Raw genomic sequence first — 16945 nt, forward strand, 5'->3', positions numbered from 1 at the left:
GTCTCGACGTCGCCGTTGTTGTACCACTGGAAGAGGTACTCGAACCCGCCGTGCGACGCGTCGGCGATGTAGCCGTCCAACGACATGGTCGCCCCGGTCGTAACCTTCGTCATCGATCCGCTCCTTGGTCCTCGCCAGCCTGCCCGTAACCGGGCCTGTCCTTCACCCAGGGGTCGATCCTGGCGACGCCAGTTCGACATCCCCCCAAAGAAAATTTCGCGCCGTACGGCTCGAAGAGGAGACCCGCCCAGCGTGGGCTCAGGGCATCGGCGGTTGTTAAAGTCGACGCCTCGATCGGCGGGAGGGCTGCGGCACGGCATGCGGGTGACGATGACGAGCGCCGCGGCAGGGACCGGCCGAGCAAACGAGGACTTCGTCGGCGCCGTACCGACGGCGGCGGTGCTGATCGACGGAGCCGGCGGCATCTCCGGCAGCGAATCGGTCTGCCGGCACGGCGTGGCCTGGTACGCCAGCCGCCTGGGCAGCAGGCTCCTCAGCGTCTTGTCACTCGTGTCGGACCGCAGCCTTTCGGCGCTGCTCGCCGAGGCCATCGAGCAGGTGACGGATGATCACCGGCACACCTGCGACGTCGCCGATCCCATCAGTCCGTCGGCGACCGTAGCCATCCTGCGCCGGTCCGAGGGCTTGATCGAGCACCTGGTGCTCGGTGACTCGGTCCTCGTGCTCGACCGTGCAGACGATGCGCCGCTCGTCGTCTCCGATCCCCGGGAGGTGGTCATCAGCCGGTCGTACCAGTCCGCACTCGCGGCCGTCGCCGAGGGTAGCGAGGAGTACCACCGGCTCCTCCGAGACCTGCGCGCCAACCGGAACCGGCCGGGCGGCTTCTGGGTGGCCAAGGACGACCCGCGGGCGGCGGACGAGGCGATCACCGGAAGTTGTCCGGTCTCCGAGCTGGCCGGTGCCGTCCTGCTCAGCAATGGAGCCAGCCGCGTCGTGGACCGGTTCCGGCTCACCGACTGGCCAGGGGTCATGGCCGTCCTGGCATCGAGCGGACCCGCCGAGATCATCCATCGCGTCCGGCAGGCGGAGGTGCGCCACGCGGTGGTGGCGGACGACGCGACGATCGCACACTGCACCGACCTCGGCGAGGCCTGACCGTCGCCAGGCCCGCCCGGTCGCCTGGCCTGGCAGGACCACAGTGGCAGGTGTCGCTGTCGCCACCAGCGGGCCGTCTCGCCGGCGAGGCGGAGCTGCGGGGTGGTTAAGCTGTACGGATGCGCAGGGCGGTCTGCTGGAGCGACCTCGATGGCTGACGCCGACGATGTCCGTCAGCTGGCGCTGGCGCTGCCGCACGTGGTCGAGATCGACAGTGAAGGCTTCGACTTCCGGGTCGCCGGCAAGGGATTCGTCTGGTCCTACCCAGAGCGCAGACCTGGTGCGTCGCGCCTCATCCGGACCGACATCGCGGTGCTGTACGTCGGCGACGAGGCGGAGAAGCAGGCGTTGCTCCTCGGCGAGCCCGGGGCTTTCTTCACCACGCCCGCATATGACGGGATGCCCCTGGTCATGTTGCGGCTGACGCAGGTGAGCGTCGATCGCCTGAAGGAACTCGTCACCGACGCGTGGCGCATGCGTGCCCCGGACTCGCTCGTCGGTGACCTCGACGGCACCGGCTCGTGAGCCCAGATCTGAGCAGAGCTGATCAGTAGGCCGATGTAGCGCTCCTCCCTGCCACGGGTGTACGCGATGCTTTCGAGGCGCAACCGATGGTTGCGAAACGTCGGCCTCCCGGCTAGCCTGACATGCAACCAAACGTTGCGGGAGGGGCCATGGAGTTCGGAACCATCGAGCGGGAGATCTACGTCGAGGCGTCGCCCGAGATCGTCTTCGAGGTGGTGAGCAGTCCCGACCACCTCAAGGAGTGGTGGCCGGACGACGCCCGGTACGAGCCGACGCCCGGGTCGACGGGCGAGATCGTCTTCGGCGACCCCGACGCCGGCGGGGCAGTCGTGCCGTTCACCGTCGTCGACGCGCGACCGCCGCGGAGGTTCTCGTTCCGCTGGACGTACCCGGCCGACCAGGTCGCGGCGGAGGGCAACTCGCTGCTGGTCACCTTCGAGCTGACCCCGTCAGGCGGCGGGACGCTGCTCAAGATGACCGAGACCGGCTTCCGCGAGATGGGCTGGGAGATCGCCGTCCTCGAGCAGCAGTACCAGGAGCACGTCACCGGCTGGAACTTCTATCTACCGCGGCTCGCGCCGTACGTCGCGACGCTGCGGGTGCGGCCGTGAGCGCCGCTGTGGCCGAGAAAGTCGACGACGACCTCTGGTCCGCGATCGGGGACCCGACCCGGCGCCGGATGCTCGACCTGCTGCTCATCGAGGGCGACGGCACCGCGACCACACTGAGTCAGCAGCTGCCGGTCACCCGTCAGGCGGTGGCCAAGCACCTCGGCATCCTCGACCGGGTCGGCCTGGTCCGGGCGACGCCGGCGGGCCGGGAGAAGCGGTACCGGGTGGACGACGCCCAACTCGCCCGCGCGGTGGCCCAACTCGCATCCGTCGGCTCGGCATGGGACGCCCGGCTGCAGCGGATCAAGCGGATCGCCGAGGCGATCCAGCGCACCCGACAGGACTGACATCGAGTCTGACGAGACCAAGGAGAGTCGAGATGGTGGACATTCTGCACCGGGTCGGGGTCAAGACCCCGACACCGGAAAAGGTGTACGACGCACTGACGACCGTCGAGGGCCTCGCCGGCTGGTGGACCGACGACACGAAGGGCAGCGGCGACCTCGGCGGTGTCCTCGAGTTCCGGTTCCCTGTCGGTGGCTTCGACATGGAGGTCGTCGAGCTACGGCCGTCCGAGCGGGTGGCCTGGCGGGTGGTCGACGGCCCCGAGGAGTGGATCGGGACCACGATCGACTGGGACCTCCGCCAGGACGGCGACTACACGATCGTGCTGTTCAAGCACCAGGGCTGGCAGGAGCCGGTGGAGTTCATGCACCACTGCAGCACCAAGTGGGGCTCATTCCTGATGAGCCTGAAGTCGCTGGTGGAGACCGGCGAGGGTGCACCGGCGCCGCGGGACGTGCAGATCAGCGACTGGCACTGAGCCGGCCGGCGGCCGGCCCTGTGCGGCGAGCGGCGAGGCCGCTGGCGGTTCCGGGGTGACCCAGCCCGGGCGCCGGAGATAGCGTTCCGGGGGGGCGATGTTGTCCGACCGGGCGAGCCAGGCAACCGACGAGCAAGGAGGCGCCATGGCAGAGGAGGCGACCGGCTGGGGCGGGAGGTTGTGGGCGGCCGCTGACCTGGTCACCCCGATGGCCATCCGGGTGGCGGCGACGCTGCGGTTGGCCGACCACATCGCCGCTGGCACGCGGACGATCGAGGCGCTGGCCGCAGCGGTGGACGCTGACCGGGACGCGCTGGGCCGACTGTTGCGCCATCTGGTGACCGCCGGTGTGCTGTCTCATGCGGGGACCGGCACCTACCACCTGACGGCCCTGGGTGAGCAGCTCCGTGACGATGATCCAGAAGGCGTGCGGCCCTGGCTCGATCTGGAGGGTGCTGTCGGGCGCGCCGATCTGTGCTTTGTCCAGCTCTTGCACACCGTGCGTACCGGCGAGCCCGCGTTTGCGCGCCAGTTCGGCCGCTCGTTCTGGGACGACCTGTCGGCCGACGCCCGGCTGGGAGCGTCGTTTGACGCGCTGATGGGAGCCCGGCTGGTGGCGGACGCGCCCGCGGTAGCTGCTGCCTACCCGTGGGGCACACTTGGTCACGTCGTCGACGTGGGTGGCGGCAACGCCAGCTTGCTGATCGCCATCCTTCGTGCCCATCCCGACCTGCTCGGGACGGTGATCGACCTGGCCGGCCCGGTGGCCCGCGCCGCACAAGCCATCGCCTCAGCGGGCCTGGGCCCCCGGGCCGGCACTCAGGTCGGCAGCTTCTTCGATGCCCTTCCCGCCGGCGCGGGCGGCTACCTGCTCTCGGGTGTCCTCCACGACTGGGATGACGAGGACGCCGTCCGCATCCTGCAACGGTGCGCCGACGCAGCCTCCGAGAGGGGAAAGATATTCGTCGTCGACCACATCGGCGATGCCCAAGGCGACACCTCGGACACCGAGGGAGACCTGCGCATGCTCTGCTACGTCCGCGGACGGGAACGCACCCTCGACCAGTTGGGCGAGCTGGCCAGGTCAACCGGCCAGCGGGTCAGCTCGGTCCGGCCAGCCGGCTCACGCTCGATCATCGAGTTGCGTCCGCCTCACTGAGCCATCCGCTTGCCGGCGGGATATCGAGCGTGACGAGATGGCCTTCGCCGACCGCGTGCATCAAATTGTTGGCGCCGGGGACCAGCCGGTCAATGCGCGCCGACAGCCGGAGTCGAGCGCCGACGTTGCCAGCACGGTCGATGGTGACCAGCGATCTGTCCGCAAAGGCGAACAGCACACCGCCAGACACCAGGGCCGCGGCGCGGACGGCGCCGTGCGGTAGGGGCCGTATCGCGGTGACCACACGTCGGCTCAGGTCGATGACCGCAATGCCCGCGTCCTCGACGTGCCACAGCGTATCGCCGCGGAGGATCGCCGCTTGTGGGCGCAGATCGCGCTCGTGTTGCCACAGCACCTGCACACCGTTCACCGGATGGAAGGTCATGACCGTACGCCGACCACTGAGGAAGGTCAGCCGGCCATCGCTGCTGACCCCGTAGCCGCCGCCGGTATCAGTGATGACCACCGGCGCCGGCAGTGACCACTCCGCGAGAACGGCCCCGGAGGTGGCGATCACCAGTAGTTTTGGCAGATCGGTGCCCGTGATGAGCAGCCCATCGGCCGTCGAGTCGCGTTCGGGCTTCCAACGAACCGGCTGCGGCCAGGCAAGTGGACCGGCTCCGGCGAACGCAGCGCCGTCGAACGGCAGGCACTTGCCGTCGGCAAGGGCTACCCGCATCAGAGGGTGGTAACCGCGACACCCTCCCAGCAGCACATCAGAGCCGCTGACGCTGACGTGATGTCTCAGTCTCATGCCCGGCGTCGACCACAACCGTTGCCCGTTGTCCAGGTCGAAGCAGTGCAGAACTCCTGCTTGGCTCAGGTAAAGGCAGTGCCCGCCCGCGATTACGGTCGTGCCCCAGCAATCCTCGACGCGTTGTTCCCAGCGCTGCAGCCCGCTGCGCGGGTCCAGCCGGACCAGGCGCGAGTGCCGCTCCGCAACGACGAGGGAACCGGGCGCCACGGCCATCGCCAGCGAGCCCGACCTCAGATGCAAAGGCCGCGACCACAATACGCGGACCGGCTGACCCACCACGCCAGCATGATCCGTCGTCATCGCGGATGAGGGCTCGCGGCCGTGCCCCGGACGCCAGGCCCGCCCGGCATCGGGGTGCGGCGGTCGAGCCAGTCGCGGTAAACCGGGGATCTCCGCGCTTCCGCCCAGTACGCCTCGGTGAGCGCGTCCCGTAGCGGGTGCGCGTGCGGTGCGAGCGGCCCGTGGGAGGGCCAGATGAGTCGTTGGCGTGCCCACATCGGATCGCCGGCCAGCGGTCGGATCAGGACGCCTGGGCGGGCCGGGGTCAACGCGTGGGTGAGCGCTACCCCGTGGCCCTGGCCGATGAGCGGGAAGATGACGGCGGCGTTCATCCGCTGTACCCGACGCGCGGTGAAGCCGGCACGCCGGCAGGCGGCCCGGAACAGGCTGCGCATCCGCACGTCCTTGCCCTCGCCGGCGAGCCATTGCTCGGTGGCGAGGTCGGCGAGTGCCACCTCTGGCTGCCCGGCCAACGAGCGTCCTGCGGAGAGCAGGACGAAAATGGGCTCCACTGCGAGTACGGCGTCGTCGAGCTCGGGCGGCAACGCGAGCTCGTATCCGGGATAGTCCAGGCCCAGCCCGAATTCCAGGCGCCCGCCGGCCAGCAGGTCGAGGAGTTCCTCCTCGGTGTCGGCCACGTGCAGGGAGGTGTCGGCCCGGGGGAACAGCGTCCGGGCGGCGGTCATCAGCAGCGCGGTGAGCGGACCGGGTATCGAGCCGAGTCGCAGCGTGTCGAGGTCGGTGTCGCCGGGCCCGCGCTGGCGTACGTCGCGGAGCAGGTCGTCGTAGAGGGTCAGGACACCGGTGGAGTGGTTCAGGACGATGCTGCCGAGCGTGGTGGGCCGGGTGCCGCGGCGACCGCGCTCGAACAGCGGGCCGCCCAGGGCGCGTTCGATCCGTTGCAGCTGCGCGGTGAGCGCCGGTTGGGTGTACCCGAGAGCGGCGGCGGCCCGGCTGATGCTGCCGGCCTCGGCGATCGCAGTCACCATGCGCAGATGACGGATCTCCAGGTCCATAACCCGATGCTATGACCGGCTGGGATTTCCCGGTAGTTCATGCCGGTCGGGACAGTAACCCGGGCCTGATCAGCAGTGTTCGGCAGGAGGCGCAGGTGCGGGAGAGACGGTTCTACAAGCTGGCAACATTGATGTCGGCGGTGCTGGTCGCGGGTGCCGTCTCGGCGCTGCCGGCGGCCGCCGCGCCGGTGCCATCCGGCACGTCCGGCAGGTCCGACTGGAAGGTGGGCGTTTCCGCCCGTCCCGATGATGGGCACTGGGTCACGCTGGTGACCGGCGACCGCGTCTACCTGGCCGACAAGCGGGTCGCGATGACTGCGGGTGCCGGGCGGGAAAACATCGGCTTCAGTCAGTTCACTGAGGACGGCCACCAGTACGTTGTGCCGAACGATGCCCTGCGGCTGGTCTCCGCCGGGCAGGTGGACCGCCGGCTGTTCGACATCACCGGCCTGGTCGCGGCGGGCTACGACGACGCGCAGGTGAGCGAGGTGCCGACCATCGTCGCGTACCCCGCCGGGGCCGCCGGCCGGGCGCGGCAGCGCGCGGACGGTGCATCCCGGGTGACTCGGACGCTGCCCAGCGTGCGCGGCTCGGCGGTACGGGTGAACAAGCAGCGGGCCGCGACCTTCTGGGCCGATGTCACCGACAAGGGCTCGGGGATCGGCAAGCTCTGGCTGGACGCCAAGCGCGCGGTCAGCCTCGATCAGAGCGTGCCGCAGATCGGCGCGCCGCAGGCATGGTCGGCCGGGTACGACGGAACCGGGGTCACCGTCGCTGTCCTGGACACCGGGGTCGACGACACCCACCCGGACCTGGTCGGCCGGATCGCGGAGAAGCAGAATTTCACCACTGCCGCCGACGCCAGCGACCCGGTCGGACACGGTACCCACGTGGCGGCCACCATCGCGGGCACCGGGGCGGGCTCCAACGGCAAGTACCGCGGTGTCGCGCCCGGCGTCTCGCTGCTGATCGGCAAGGTCTGCGAGACCAGGAACTGCGCCGAGTCGGCGATTCTCGCCGGCATGGAGTGGGCGGCGCCACGCGCGAAGGTCATCAACATGAGTCTCGGCGGGCCGGACGAGGGCGACGACCCGTTGAAGGCGGCGGTGAACACGCTGACCGCCCAGACCGGGGCCTTGTTCGTCATCGCGGCCGGCAACGACGGCCGCGACGGAGGCGTCTCCTCGCCGGCCACCGCCGACGCCGCGCTCGCCGTCGGTGCGGTGGACAAGCAGGAGAATCTGGCGTCCTTCTCCAACCGGGGACCGCGCTCCGACGGTGCCATCAAGCCGGAGATCACCGCGCCCGGCGTCGGGATCGTCGCGGCGCTTTCCAAGGACAGCGACTATCCGGAGTACGCCCCCGGGTACACCCAGCTGAACGGCACTTCGATGGCCACCCCACACGTGGCCGGGGCCGCCGCGTTGCTGGCCGAGCAGCACCCGGGTTGGACCGCCGGCGCACTGAAGGCGCAGCTGATCGCGTCGGCCAAGCCGAACCCCGCGCTGAACGCGTTCCAGCAGGGCGCCGGCCGGGTGGATGTGGGCCGCGCCATCAAGCAGGCGGTGCTGCCCAGCCCGACCAGTCTGGCACTGGGCACCCAGGCGTACCCAGCTGACGACGACGTCCCGGTGGAGCGGACCGTGCGCTACCGCAACGACGGTCCGGCCGCGGTAACCCTGAACCTGACCGCACCGGCGACCGGGCCGGACGGCTCGGCGGCGCCGGACGGCATGTTCACGGTGAACCCGAGCCAGCTGACCATACCGGCCGGCGGCACCGCCGAGGCTACGCTGACCGCCAACACCCGGGTGAACAGCGCGACCGGCCTGTTCAGCGGCGCTGTGGTGGCCAGTTCCCCGGACGGTACGGTGTCGGCCCGGGTGCCGGTGGCCATCACCAAGGAACACGAGTCGCGCAAGCTCACCGTCAAGCTCATCGACCGCAACGGCGCGCCGGCCAGCGACTACTCGCTCAGCGTCGTGGGCGTCGACTTCGCCGTCTACAAGGTGCCCTACCACGCCTCGGGCACCGTCACGACCTCGGTTCGGGTCGGCCGGTACGCCGTACAGGCGACGATCCTCACGGACGAGCCCGACGGTGCCAGCTCGACGCTGCTGACCCAGCCGGTCTACCCGGTCACCTCCGGCGGCGACGCCGAACTGGTGCTGGACGCCCGCAAGGGAACCTCGGCCTCGGTCACCGTGCCGCGTGAGGGGGCCGCCAGCCGCAGCGCCCACCTCGGCTTCTTCCGGACGCTGCCGTCCGGGTACGTGCTGGACAACCGGGTCAGCGGGACCAGCTTCGCCAAACTCTACGCGGCGAACCTGGGCGGCCCGGTCCCGGCGGACGCGGGCACGCTCACCGGCGAGGTGCGTACGGTCTGGGCGCAGCAGAATGCCGACGGCAGCTTCAACAACTCGCCCTACGAGTACGACCTCGTCTGGTTCCGGCGCGGCGACCTGTTCACCAACTTCCGACACACCGTCCGACAGGGTGAGCTGGCCACCGTGGTCAACCGGTTCCACTCGGTCGGCCCGGTCGACCGGACCGGGTACATGCACAACTGGGGCTTCCCGGCGGACGGCGGCAGCGCGATCTCCGCGCCCATCCCGTTCACCATCCCCGGCGAGCGCATCATCTACTACTCGGCCGACGGAGTGATGTGGCGGAACAGATGGGAACCGCAGGGGCCGTACGGGGCGCAGTTCTGGACGGGTGACCTGACGTACGAGCCGGGCCGGCGGTACGTGGTGGACTGGCAGAAGGGGCCCTCCGCGCCCATCTTCAACGGGGACCGGGTGTTCTTCACCCGGCAGGGCAACCACATGGCCCTCAACGTGCCGGTGTTCGGGGACCAGGCCGGGCACACCGGGTACTCGTGGCTGGACACCGGCCGGATGGCGCTCTACAAGGATGATCAGCTGCTCGCCAACATGCCCACGTACTTCTACGACGCGAGCGGCTCCGTTCCCGCGGCGGAAAGCACCTACCGGCTGGAGTACGCGGTGACCCGCGGCGCGAACGGTTCGATGGACAACAGCACGTCGATCAGCGGCAAGTGGACGTTCCGCTCCGCCGAGACGCCCGGCGACAAGCCGACCGCCCTGCCGCTCGCTTCGGTCGCGTTCCGGCCGGAGCTGGACGTCGACAACAGCGCGCGCGGCGGACGCGTGTTCCCGGTCCCGCTCAGCATCGAGCGCCAGCCGGGTGCGGCCGCCTCCGACCTGAAGACGGTCGACGTCGAGGTGTCGTACGACGAGGGCGCGACCTGGCAGCGGGTGTCCCTGCAGAAGACCGGCAAGGACGCCTTCCTGGCTCTGCTTCACCAGCCGGCGCAGGGGTACGTGTCGCTGCGCGCCAGCGCGGCGTACGCGGACGGTGCCACCGTCGACTACACCGTCATCAAGGCGTACCGGTTGCGGTAGCCGCGACTGCGCTCAGCGCCTGATGGCCAGCCGGGCCGCCGCCATCCGCGGCGGCCCGGCGTGTTCCTCCTGCGGTACTTGCCGTCCAGATCAGGCCTGCGACCGGCGACGGCGGTGGCCTCGTCAGCGCCGAGGTCCGCCCGGTCCGCGGCGGCGACCACACCGAACGTTCGATGCCGCGGTTGCGCGGGGATGACACACTCCCGGCGATGCCCCATGGACCTTCGTGGAAGGGAGTCCCCGTGGCGGAGATGGGCGGACTCATCGCGATCATGGGCGGCCTGGTGTGCCTGCTGGTCGTCGGCGTACTCGCGTGGCTGATCATGACCTACAACCGCCTCGTGCGACTGCGCAATCAGGTCGCCGCTTCGTGGGCGCAGATCGATGTGCAGCTCAAGCGGCGTTCGGACCTGATCCCGAACCTGGTGGAGACCGTCAAGGGCTATGCCGCACACGAGAGCGCCACGCTCGCGGCGGTGACCGCGGCGCGTACCGGGGTGGTCGCGGCGGCGGGTGCCGAACCGGCCGCGCGGGCCCAGGCGGAGAACGCGCTCACCCAGAGCCTCGGCCGGCTCTTCGCCGTCGCGGAGGCGTACCCGGACCTCAAAGCCAGCCAGAACTTCGCGGCCCTGCAGGCCGAGCTCGCCACGACCGAGAACAAGATCGCGTACGCGCGGCAGTTCTACAACTCGGCCGTCCAGACGCACAACAACGCCGGGCAGACCTTCCCGACCATGCTGATCGCCGGCCTCGCCGGATTCAGGGCGCGGGAGTTCTTCGAGACGGCCGAGGGTGAGCGCGGCCCGGTGCAGGTGCGGTTCTGAGCCATGAGCTCCGCCGTCCTCGAGCTGGGTGCCGTCGGCGCGTCCCTCGCGCTCTTCTTCGGCGCGTACGTGTTGCTGCTGTCGATCACCAGGCCGCGCGGCATCCACGCCGCGCCGCCCTCGCCGGATCTGCCCGAGGAACCGCCCGCCGTGGCGAGCCTGCTCGGCACCGGCTGGCAGGTCACCGAGGACGCCGCCGAGGCGACGCTGCTGGATCTGGGGGCTCGCGGCTACCTCGAATTCCGCCAGCCCGACAACGACCCGCACCACACGACGGTCCACCTGACGGGCACCGTCCCGACCGGGCTGACCGCGTACGAGAAGCGGGTCTACGAGCGCGTCGTGAAGCTGGCCGTGGACGGCGTGGTGCCCCTGACCGCCATGACGTTCCGCGACGAGAAGGCGGCGAAGTCCTGGTGGAAGGCGCTGCGCAGGGAGGTCGTCGCGGACAGTCGGGCGCGTGGCCTGTCGCGCCGCCGCTTCGGTCCGGCGATCGTCGTCCTCCTGGTGATCGTGGCGGCTGTCGCCGCGGCCGGGATCACCTACGGCTTCGGTCATTTCGCCATCCGCACGCCGGACAAGCGCGGCAACGACATCGGGGCGACCATCGGGGCGTACGTGATCAGCTTCGCGTTGCTGGCGACGTTCGCCGGCCGCTACAACGGGGAGCGGGACACCGCCACGGGACGGCAGGCCGCGAGCCGATGGATGGGCGTGCGTGACTGGCTGCGCGGGCACGAGGCGTTCGCCGATCTGCCCCCGGCCGCCGTTGGACTCTGGGATCGCTACCTCGCCTATGGCGCCGCGCTCGGGGCGACCCGCACGGCGAGCACCGTCATCGACATGGGCATGGGCGACCGCACCCGGGTCTGGTCCACCTTCGGCGGCTCGTGGCACCGGGTACGGGTGCGGTATCCGCGCAGCGGACGGTACGGGGAGACCGCGCCGAGGCTGCTGTTGCGCGGCGTCCTGCTGGCCGTCATCGGCTACGCCATCGCCCGCTATGGTCACGTCGTCGTGGACATCGCGATGCAGATCGACGCGGTGTCGGCCAGCGCCTTCGCCTCGTTCGCCGGCCTCACCTCGGCCCTCATCACCCTCACCGGTGCGCTGCTGGTCGTCAACGGCTGCTACACCGTCGTGCGTACGATCATCGACCTCGCCACACCGAAGACGATCACCGGTCAGGTCCTCTGGATCGACCTGTGGCGGACGCAGAACTCCAGCAGCGACAACAGCAGCCCACAGCCGATTCTGTACTACCTCGCTGTCGATGACGGCACCAGCGACCGCACCGTGGCGTGGGGGTTGCCGCTGGCGCTGGCGAACAGTTGCGCGACCGGCGACACCATCCAGCTGACCGTCCGGCCCTGGTCCCGGCGCGTCACGGCGATAGGCGTCGTCGAGCGGGGGAGTGGGCACGGTCCTCAGCCGGAGGTACCGACCGACAACCTGGTGCTCGCGGCGCTCAACCAGCCCCGCCAGGGCGGCGGCGCGGCCCCGGCCTTGATCCGCAACCGCTCGTTGCTGCAAGCCGAGGAGGTCGCCAGCGCCCTGCAGTGGCCGTCGCCGGTCACCGCCAGGGCAATGATGGGGCCGGGCGGGATCATCGAGTTCTGCGCTCCGGAGGGCCCGATCCTCATGCTGGTCACGGCGCACGGTGTGCTCGGCTCGATGGCGTGGCGGACGGCGAGCCAGGGAACACCACTGCCCGGCGTCGGCGATGCCGCGTTCACCCGCGGGCCGGCGGCGGCCGCCCGCGTCGACGGCAGCACGGTGCAGGTGGCCCTGCTCCCAGCCGCCAGCGGCCGCGATGCCGCACTGCCCGGCCTGCTCAAGCTCGCGGTGGGACGGTTGCGGGCATGAGCGAACCGCGTTCCGCGCGCCGACTTCCTTGATCGCGTTCTCGGCCAGGTCGAAGGCCTCGGCACGACGAGAGGGTGACCCGCCCGTCTGGCACGGCGGACAGGCGGGCCACCGTCGGGTTTGCTGATCGTCAGCGCCGGTAGATCGTGTAGACCGCGCCGTTGGTCAGCGAAAGGACGGCCAGATTGCCGTCCGGGCTGGTCTCGATGTCCGTGACGACGCCGAAGTCCCGGCCGATCAGGAGGCTTTCGCTTTCCGTGATCTCGTGCTTGGCGAGGTTGTCCGCCACCCGGTCTTCCAGCCGAGGATCGTCGACGGCGATCTTCTGACGGTTGCCGGTCAGGTTGAAGTGGAAGAGGTAGCCCCCGTTGAGGGCGGCCGTCGCGGCACCCATGAACAGATCACCCTGGAACTCCGGCCCGAGCGCACGGCTGTTGAGGAAGCCCATTCCGCCAGGGGCGACCTCCCACCTCCAGCTGAACTCGGGATCGCTGTAGTGCGCCCCGGGAAGCATGAAGAGCCTGCCGAGCGCCTCCTGCGGGCTGTCCGCGATGTTGCTCGGCGGCCACCGCAGTTGCTGCAGGTTCCGCCCGCCGAACGTCGTCTCGATCTCCTTGAACTGGGCGACCCGCTGCACCGGCCCGGCGATCTGGACCCAGCCGCCGTTCATGCCCGGCTCGAGCCGGTTGATCTCGCTGAAGCTGTCGTCGCCGTTCTCCTGCATCCACACACTTCCGGAGGCGGGATCGACGGCCATACCGAATCCGTTGCGGTGGCCGTACGAGAAGATCTTCTGCACGGTGGTGCCGACCTCGCCGCCCATGGCCGCGCCAGGCCCGAAGAAGGGGTTGTCGGTCGGCGTCGTGCCGTCGTCGTTGAGGCGCAGGACGACGCCGCTGAGGTGGGCGTCGTCCGGTGCCGGCCCGCCGAACTGGTCGTCGGGCACGGTCGGCCCCGGGCAGGCGGCGGTCGGGCCGCAGGTGAGGTTTTGCAGCTGGCCACGCCGACCAAGGTCGCCCGTGAAGGTGTACAGCTTCCCGTCACGGCCAAAGCTGATCACTCCGCCGTTGTGGTTGGCGCGGGCGGGCTGGCCGGCGTCCTCTTGACGGGCGCGGATCCGGATCAGGTTGCGGTCGAAGGTGAGTGTGCTGCCGTTCCACACGAACCGGTCGACCCGGTTGCCGAGCAGCGGGGTTTCGCTGAGGACGGTGGAATCGCCGCCGGTCGTGCTCTCCGTCCAGTACAGGTAGACCCCAGGATTGGCCGGGAAGTCCGGGTGCAGCGCGATCCCGAGCAGGCCTCGCTCGGAGCCGGAATTGACGGCGAGGTCCAGTGGCGTGCTGGTGATGGCTCCGTTGACGACGCGCTGGACCCGCCCGGTCGTCTTCTCGAGCACGAACATGTCGTCGTCGCCGATGAAAGCCAGGCCGGTGGGGCTGACCAACCCCGTGGCGGCCGTGCGCACCGCCAGCTTCCGGTCGAGCATCGTCGGTCCACCCGGCTCGGCGTTCGCTGGGGCACCGACCGCGGTCATGGACAGTCCTGATGCGGCCAGGGTCAGCATGGCGATGATCGCTCGCGGTTGGCGGCGGGCGCGTGCCGGTGCCATTGCCCCGCCGGGTGATCCATTCGGTGCTTCCATGGTCTGGCGACGTGGGACGACGGTGCGACGAGGTCGTGCGTGCATGCCAGGTTCCCTTCTTGCCCGAGTGGCGAAGACTGTTCCGCGACGGCGTCGGCCGGCCGCGAAGCCCGACTGCCGCCGCATGGTGTCGTTCGGTGCAGTGACCCCCTTTGGCCAACGGCGGTGCGGGCGGGCCGTTACGTCTGGACGAACCCGCTGGTGACGACCAGGCTTCGCGACCACTGGACGCCCGGCTGGGCCCGAGGCCGGCACTGCTCACCGACAGGTCGCCGGAGGAGCCCATGCCGGGACCTCGGGTCCCACCGGAATGCACGCGCCCCGGGTGCGCTCGGTTCACTCTCAATCGAAAAATTGAAGTTTGGCTGCTGAGGCACACAAGTCGCGGCCTTGCCCGTCCTGTGCTTCACTTCGACCGTGCCCCAGGGCAGCCGGGTGGCTCATTCGACCGGGGGAGGCGGCCGGCGTACCCGCCGTCGTTGGTCGCATCCGGCGGCGCCCCGCGAGCGATGTGCCACTGCGCCATGCCGCCCTAACGTCGTTCCCATGACTGGTAACGATTTTGACCGAAGGCACCTCCTCCGGCGTACGGCCGGCATGACCGCCGGCGTTGGGGCGCTGGCCATCGGCGGAGCGCTGGGCATCACTGACGCGGCTGTCGCGGGTGAACGGCCGTCCGTCCACCAGCCGGGCCACCACCCGGTCGTCGGCACCTGGCGCGGCCTAGTGACGCTGCCGCACGAGGTCGAAGTGGGGCTGTTCACCTTCCTCCCGGGCGGCTTCTTCCTGTCGTTCGCCGACGGTGTCCACGTCGCGACCGGCCGTTGGGTGGCCGCCGGACGGAGTACCGCAAGGTTCGCCCTGTGGCAGGTGCTGCCGGAAGATCTGACCGGGCCGCCACATGGATACCACGGGGAGGTCCAGGCAAAGCACGAGGCTCATGTGAACGGTGACACGCTGACCAGCGCCGGTACGTGGCGAGGCCTCGACATCGACGGGAACGAGACCGGGCGCGGGCCGGTCTACACCAGGGCAACCCGCTTCGGGGTCGAGCCCTTCTGACGGCAACGCGCCGTCGTCGGGTGCGGTCAGCGCACCAGGCCAGCGTGGTGCGCCAGGATCGCCGCCTGGACCCGGTTTGTCAGTTGCAGCTTGGCCAGCACCCGGCTGACGTGGCTCTTTACGGTGGCCTCACTGAGGTGCAGCCGCTTGCCAATGTCACCGTTCGACAACCCTTCGCCGACGGCGGCCAGGACGTCCCGTTCCCGGTCCGTGAGGACGTCGATGCGGCGCAGCGCGTCGCGCCGGTGTGGGCTGCTCGGTTCCGCGAAACGGTGCAACAGGCGGCGGGTGACCCGGGGCGACAGCATCGCCTCGCCTGCGGCGGCGCTGCGTATCGCTGCGGCCATCTGGTCCGCGGTGGCGTCCTTGAGCAGAAAGCCCACCGCGCCGTGGCGCAGCGCCGTCTCCACGTACTCGTCCAGTTCGAACGTGGTCAGCACGACCACCTTCGGCGGGTCCGGGAAGCGGGCGAGCGCCGCGGCGGCGGCGAGGCCGTCGGCGCGCGGCATTCGGATGTCCATCAACACCACATCCGGCTGGTGGATTCGTGCCTCGCGGACCGCCTGGTCGCCGTCCTCGGCTTCGCCGACGACCTCGATGTCGTCGTAGGCCGAAAAGATGGTCAGCAGCGCGGCCCGGACCAGCCATTCGTCGTCGACGACCAGCAGGCGGATCACCGCTCCATCTCCCATGCCTCCCTCGCGACCGGGATCCGGACCAGCACCTCGAAGCCGCCGTCCGGCTGCCGACGGGTGCTCAGCGTGCCACCGACCAGCCGAACCCGCTCGCTGATCCCGAGCAGGCCGTGCCCGCCGCGGGGGGCGGCAGTGGCGGCCACCGCACTGGCGCCGTTACGGACGGCGAGGCTGACGCCGTCATCGTCGGATGCCACGACCACCGTGGTCCGCGCGGTGCGCGCGTGCCTGTGCACGTTCGTCAAGGCCTCCTGCACCACCCGGTACACCGCCTGCTCGACCAGCGCTGGTGCCCGTAGGCCGTCCTCGACCGACAGCTCGACCGTCAGCCCGAGGGCACGGGACGCGTCCACCAGCTCAGCCAGGTCCGCGACTCCCGGCTGCGGTCGCAACGGCGCGTCGCCGCCGTCGCGGAGCACACCCACCAATGTACGGAGTTCCTCCAGCGCGGCCCGGCCGATGATCTGGATCTGGCCCGCGACCTCCACCGCGCCCCGTCCCTCCGCCGACGCCAACGCGGTGGCGTGCAACACCATGAGCGACACCCGATGGGTGACGACGTCGTGCATGTCCCGTGCGATCTGTGCCCGCTCCTCGGCGCGCGCCTGGTCGACGAGCAGCTGCTCCTGCGCTCGCCGCGAGGCCACGAACAGGCCGGCCAGGGTCGGCAGGATGCACATGGCCAGACTGATCGGAAGGCTGGCGTCGGCCCCGTACGCCAGCCACATCGGCATCGACACGGCCGCCACCATCGCGACGGTGAGCACCACCCGTAGCCGCAGCGATCGGAGGTATGCCCCCACCGCGTATTGCGCCACAGGCACGGCCGGCCAGGCGCCCGCGACGAGCCAGCACGCCACGGCACCGGCGTACAGCAGTAGCGGTCGGCTCCGGCGGTCGAACACGGCCACGCCGGTGGCCAAGCCCAACGTCACCGTGATCCCCAGCGGTGCCGGGCGATTGACGATCGGGGAGCCGTTGAACAGGCCGGACTGCAGGTCTTGCCACACCCCTGGCAGGACACACGCCGTGGCGAGCACACCGTCCACCGCCCGGCCCGGACGCAGCCATGGGGCCCGGCGGATGACCATCGCCTGAGTCTATCCAGGACAGCCGATTCGGGCTTCCGCCGATCGATGTAG

The 16945-nt window shown here is 70.2% G+C and carries 15 protein-coding genes; 10 read left to right on the forward strand and 5 right to left on the reverse strand.

What is annotated here, in order from left to right; genetic code table 11:
- Positions 1-330: 330 nt before the first annotated feature.
- The 6 genes from ABZ783_RS10325 to ABZ783_RS10350 all read left to right on the forward strand — a co-directional run bounded on the left by ABZ783_RS10325 (position 331) and on the right by ABZ783_RS10350 (position 4234).
- Positions 331-1116: a protein phosphatase 2C domain-containing protein gene (locus tag ABZ783_RS10325; RefSeq protein ID WP_357436478.1), complete on the forward strand. Its 786-nt coding sequence runs from the start codon at positions 331-333 to the stop codon at positions 1114-1116.
- A gap of 150 nt (positions 1117-1266) precedes the next feature.
- Complete coding sequence (locus ABZ783_RS10330) at positions 1267-1641, forward strand: MmcQ/YjbR family DNA-binding protein (protein WP_357435990.1); 375 nt, start codon at positions 1267-1269, stop codon at positions 1639-1641.
- A 149-nt stretch (positions 1642-1790) separates the two neighbouring features.
- Positions 1791-2252, forward strand: coding sequence for an SRPBCC family protein (locus ABZ783_RS10335; protein ID WP_357435991.1), 462 nt, complete (start codon positions 1791-1793; stop codon positions 2250-2252).
- A complete protein-coding gene (locus ABZ783_RS10340) occupies positions 2249-2599 on the forward strand; it encodes a metalloregulator ArsR/SmtB family transcription factor (RefSeq protein WP_357435993.1) in 351 nt (116 codons plus the stop codon). Before ABZ783_RS10335 ends, ABZ783_RS10340 begins: the two co-directional genes overlap by 4 nt.
- Before the next feature lie 32 nt (positions 2600-2631).
- Positions 2632-3075, forward strand: coding sequence for an SRPBCC domain-containing protein (locus ABZ783_RS10345; RefSeq protein ID WP_357435994.1), 444 nt, complete (start codon positions 2632-2634; stop codon positions 3073-3075).
- A 208-nt stretch (positions 3076-3283) separates the two neighbouring features.
- The gene (locus ABZ783_RS10350) at positions 3284-4234 is read left to right on the forward strand and encodes a methyltransferase (RefSeq protein ID WP_357435996.1); all 951 of its coding nucleotides are present in this window, start codon (positions 3284-3286) and stop codon (positions 4232-4234) included.
- Here ABZ783_RS10350 and ABZ783_RS10355 read toward each other — a convergent pair.
- On the reverse strand, positions 4209-5267 hold the full coding sequence (locus ABZ783_RS10355; RefSeq protein WP_357435998.1) for a PQQ-binding-like beta-propeller repeat protein: 1059 nt from the start codon (positions 5265-5267) through the stop codon (positions 4209-4211). The genes ABZ783_RS10350 and ABZ783_RS10355 overlap by 26 nt on opposite strands.
- 20 nt (positions 5268-5287) lie before the next feature.
- Entirely contained in the window at positions 5288-6286 is a 999-nt protein-coding gene (locus tag ABZ783_RS10360) for a LysR family transcriptional regulator (protein ID WP_357436001.1), read from the reverse strand.
- Between the two features lie 95 nt (positions 6287-6381).
- Between ABZ783_RS10360 and ABZ783_RS10365 the strand changes: the two genes are divergently transcribed.
- The 3 genes from ABZ783_RS10365 to ABZ783_RS10375 all read left to right on the forward strand — a co-directional run bounded on the left by ABZ783_RS10365 (position 6382) and on the right by ABZ783_RS10375 (position 12404).
- Entirely contained in the window at positions 6382-9714 is a 3333-nt protein-coding gene (locus ABZ783_RS10365) for a S8 family serine peptidase (protein ID WP_357436003.1), read from the forward strand.
- A gap of 251 nt (positions 9715-9965) precedes the next feature.
- Positions 9966-10538: a LemA family protein gene (locus tag ABZ783_RS10370; protein ID WP_357436480.1), complete on the forward strand. Its 573-nt coding sequence runs from the start codon at positions 9966-9968 to the stop codon at positions 10536-10538.
- Positions 10539-10541: 3 nt separating this feature from the next.
- Positions 10542-12404 (forward strand): hypothetical protein, encoded by a 1863-nt coding sequence (locus ABZ783_RS10375; RefSeq protein WP_357436004.1) that lies wholly within the window; start codon positions 10542-10544, stop codon positions 12402-12404.
- Between the two features lie 130 nt (positions 12405-12534).
- On the opposite strand, the gene ABZ783_RS10380 is transcribed toward ABZ783_RS10375, so the two are convergent.
- Positions 12535-13938, reverse strand: a complete 1404-nt coding sequence (locus ABZ783_RS10380; protein WP_357436006.1) for a PQQ-dependent sugar dehydrogenase — start codon at positions 13936-13938, stop codon at positions 12535-12537.
- Positions 13939-14592: 654 nt separating this feature from the next.
- Here ABZ783_RS10380 and ABZ783_RS10385 point away from each other — a divergent pair.
- Positions 14593-15108, forward strand: coding sequence for a hypothetical protein (locus ABZ783_RS10385; protein ID WP_357436008.1), 516 nt, complete (start codon positions 14593-14595; stop codon positions 15106-15108).
- Between the two features lie 26 nt (positions 15109-15134).
- Here ABZ783_RS10385 and ABZ783_RS10390 read toward each other — a convergent pair whose 3' ends face one another.
- Positions 15135-15785: a response regulator transcription factor gene (locus ABZ783_RS10390; protein ID WP_073834032.1), complete on the reverse strand. Its 651-nt coding sequence runs from the start codon at positions 15783-15785 to the stop codon at positions 15135-15137.
- A complete protein-coding gene (locus tag ABZ783_RS10395; protein ID WP_357436010.1) occupies positions 15782-16894 on the reverse strand; it encodes a histidine kinase in 1113 nt (370 codons plus the stop codon). The genes ABZ783_RS10390 and ABZ783_RS10395 overlap by 4 nt, the downstream gene beginning before the upstream one ends.
- Between the last annotated feature and the right edge of the window lie 51 nt (positions 16895-16945).

Origin of the sequence: Micromonospora sp. NPDC047738 (genome assembly GCF_040642675.1) — a bacterium.
GTDB lineage: Bacteria > Actinomycetota > Actinomycetes > Mycobacteriales > Micromonosporaceae > Micromonospora.

What these genes read in the sequence shown, in the direction of transcription:
- ABZ783_RS10325 (WP_357436478.1), top strand. Translation starts at nt 331, where the DNA reads ATGACGAGCGCCGCGGCAGGGACCGGCCGAGCAAACGAGGACTTCGTC.
- ABZ783_RS10330 (WP_357435990.1), top strand. Translation starts at nt 1,267, where the DNA reads ATGGCTGACGCCGACGATGTCCGTCAGCTGGCGCTGGCGCTGCCGCAC.
- ABZ783_RS10335 (WP_357435991.1), top strand. Translation starts at nt 1,791, where the DNA reads ATGGAGTTCGGAACCATCGAGCGGGAGATCTACGTCGAGGCGTCGCCC.
- ABZ783_RS10345 (WP_357435994.1), top strand. Translation starts at nt 2,632, where the DNA reads ATGGTGGACATTCTGCACCGGGTCGGGGTCAAGACCCCGACACCGGAA.
- ABZ783_RS10350 (WP_357435996.1), top strand. Translation starts at nt 3,284, where the DNA reads ATGGCCATCCGGGTGGCGGCGACGCTGCGGTTGGCCGACCACATCGCC.
- ABZ783_RS10360 (WP_357436001.1), bottom strand. Translation starts at nt 6,286, where the DNA reads ATGGACCTGGAGATCCGTCATCTGCGCATGGTGACTGCGATCGCCGAG.
- ABZ783_RS10370 (WP_357436480.1), top strand. Translation starts at nt 9,966, where the DNA reads ATGGGCGGACTCATCGCGATCATGGGCGGCCTGGTGTGCCTGCTGGTC.
- ABZ783_RS10375 (WP_357436004.1), top strand. Translation starts at nt 10,542, where the DNA reads ATGAGCTCCGCCGTCCTCGAGCTGGGTGCCGTCGGCGCGTCCCTCGCG.
- ABZ783_RS10380 (WP_357436006.1), bottom strand. Translation starts at nt 13,938, where the DNA reads ATGACCGCGGTCGGTGCCCCAGCGAACGCCGAGCCGGGTGGACCGACG.
- ABZ783_RS10385 (WP_357436008.1), top strand. Translation starts at nt 14,593, where the DNA reads ATGACTGGTAACGATTTTGACCGAAGGCACCTCCTCCGGCGTACGGCC.
- ABZ783_RS10395 (WP_357436010.1), bottom strand. Translation starts at nt 16,894, where the DNA reads ATGGTCATCCGCCGGGCCCCATGGCTGCGTCCGGGCCGGGCGGTGGAC.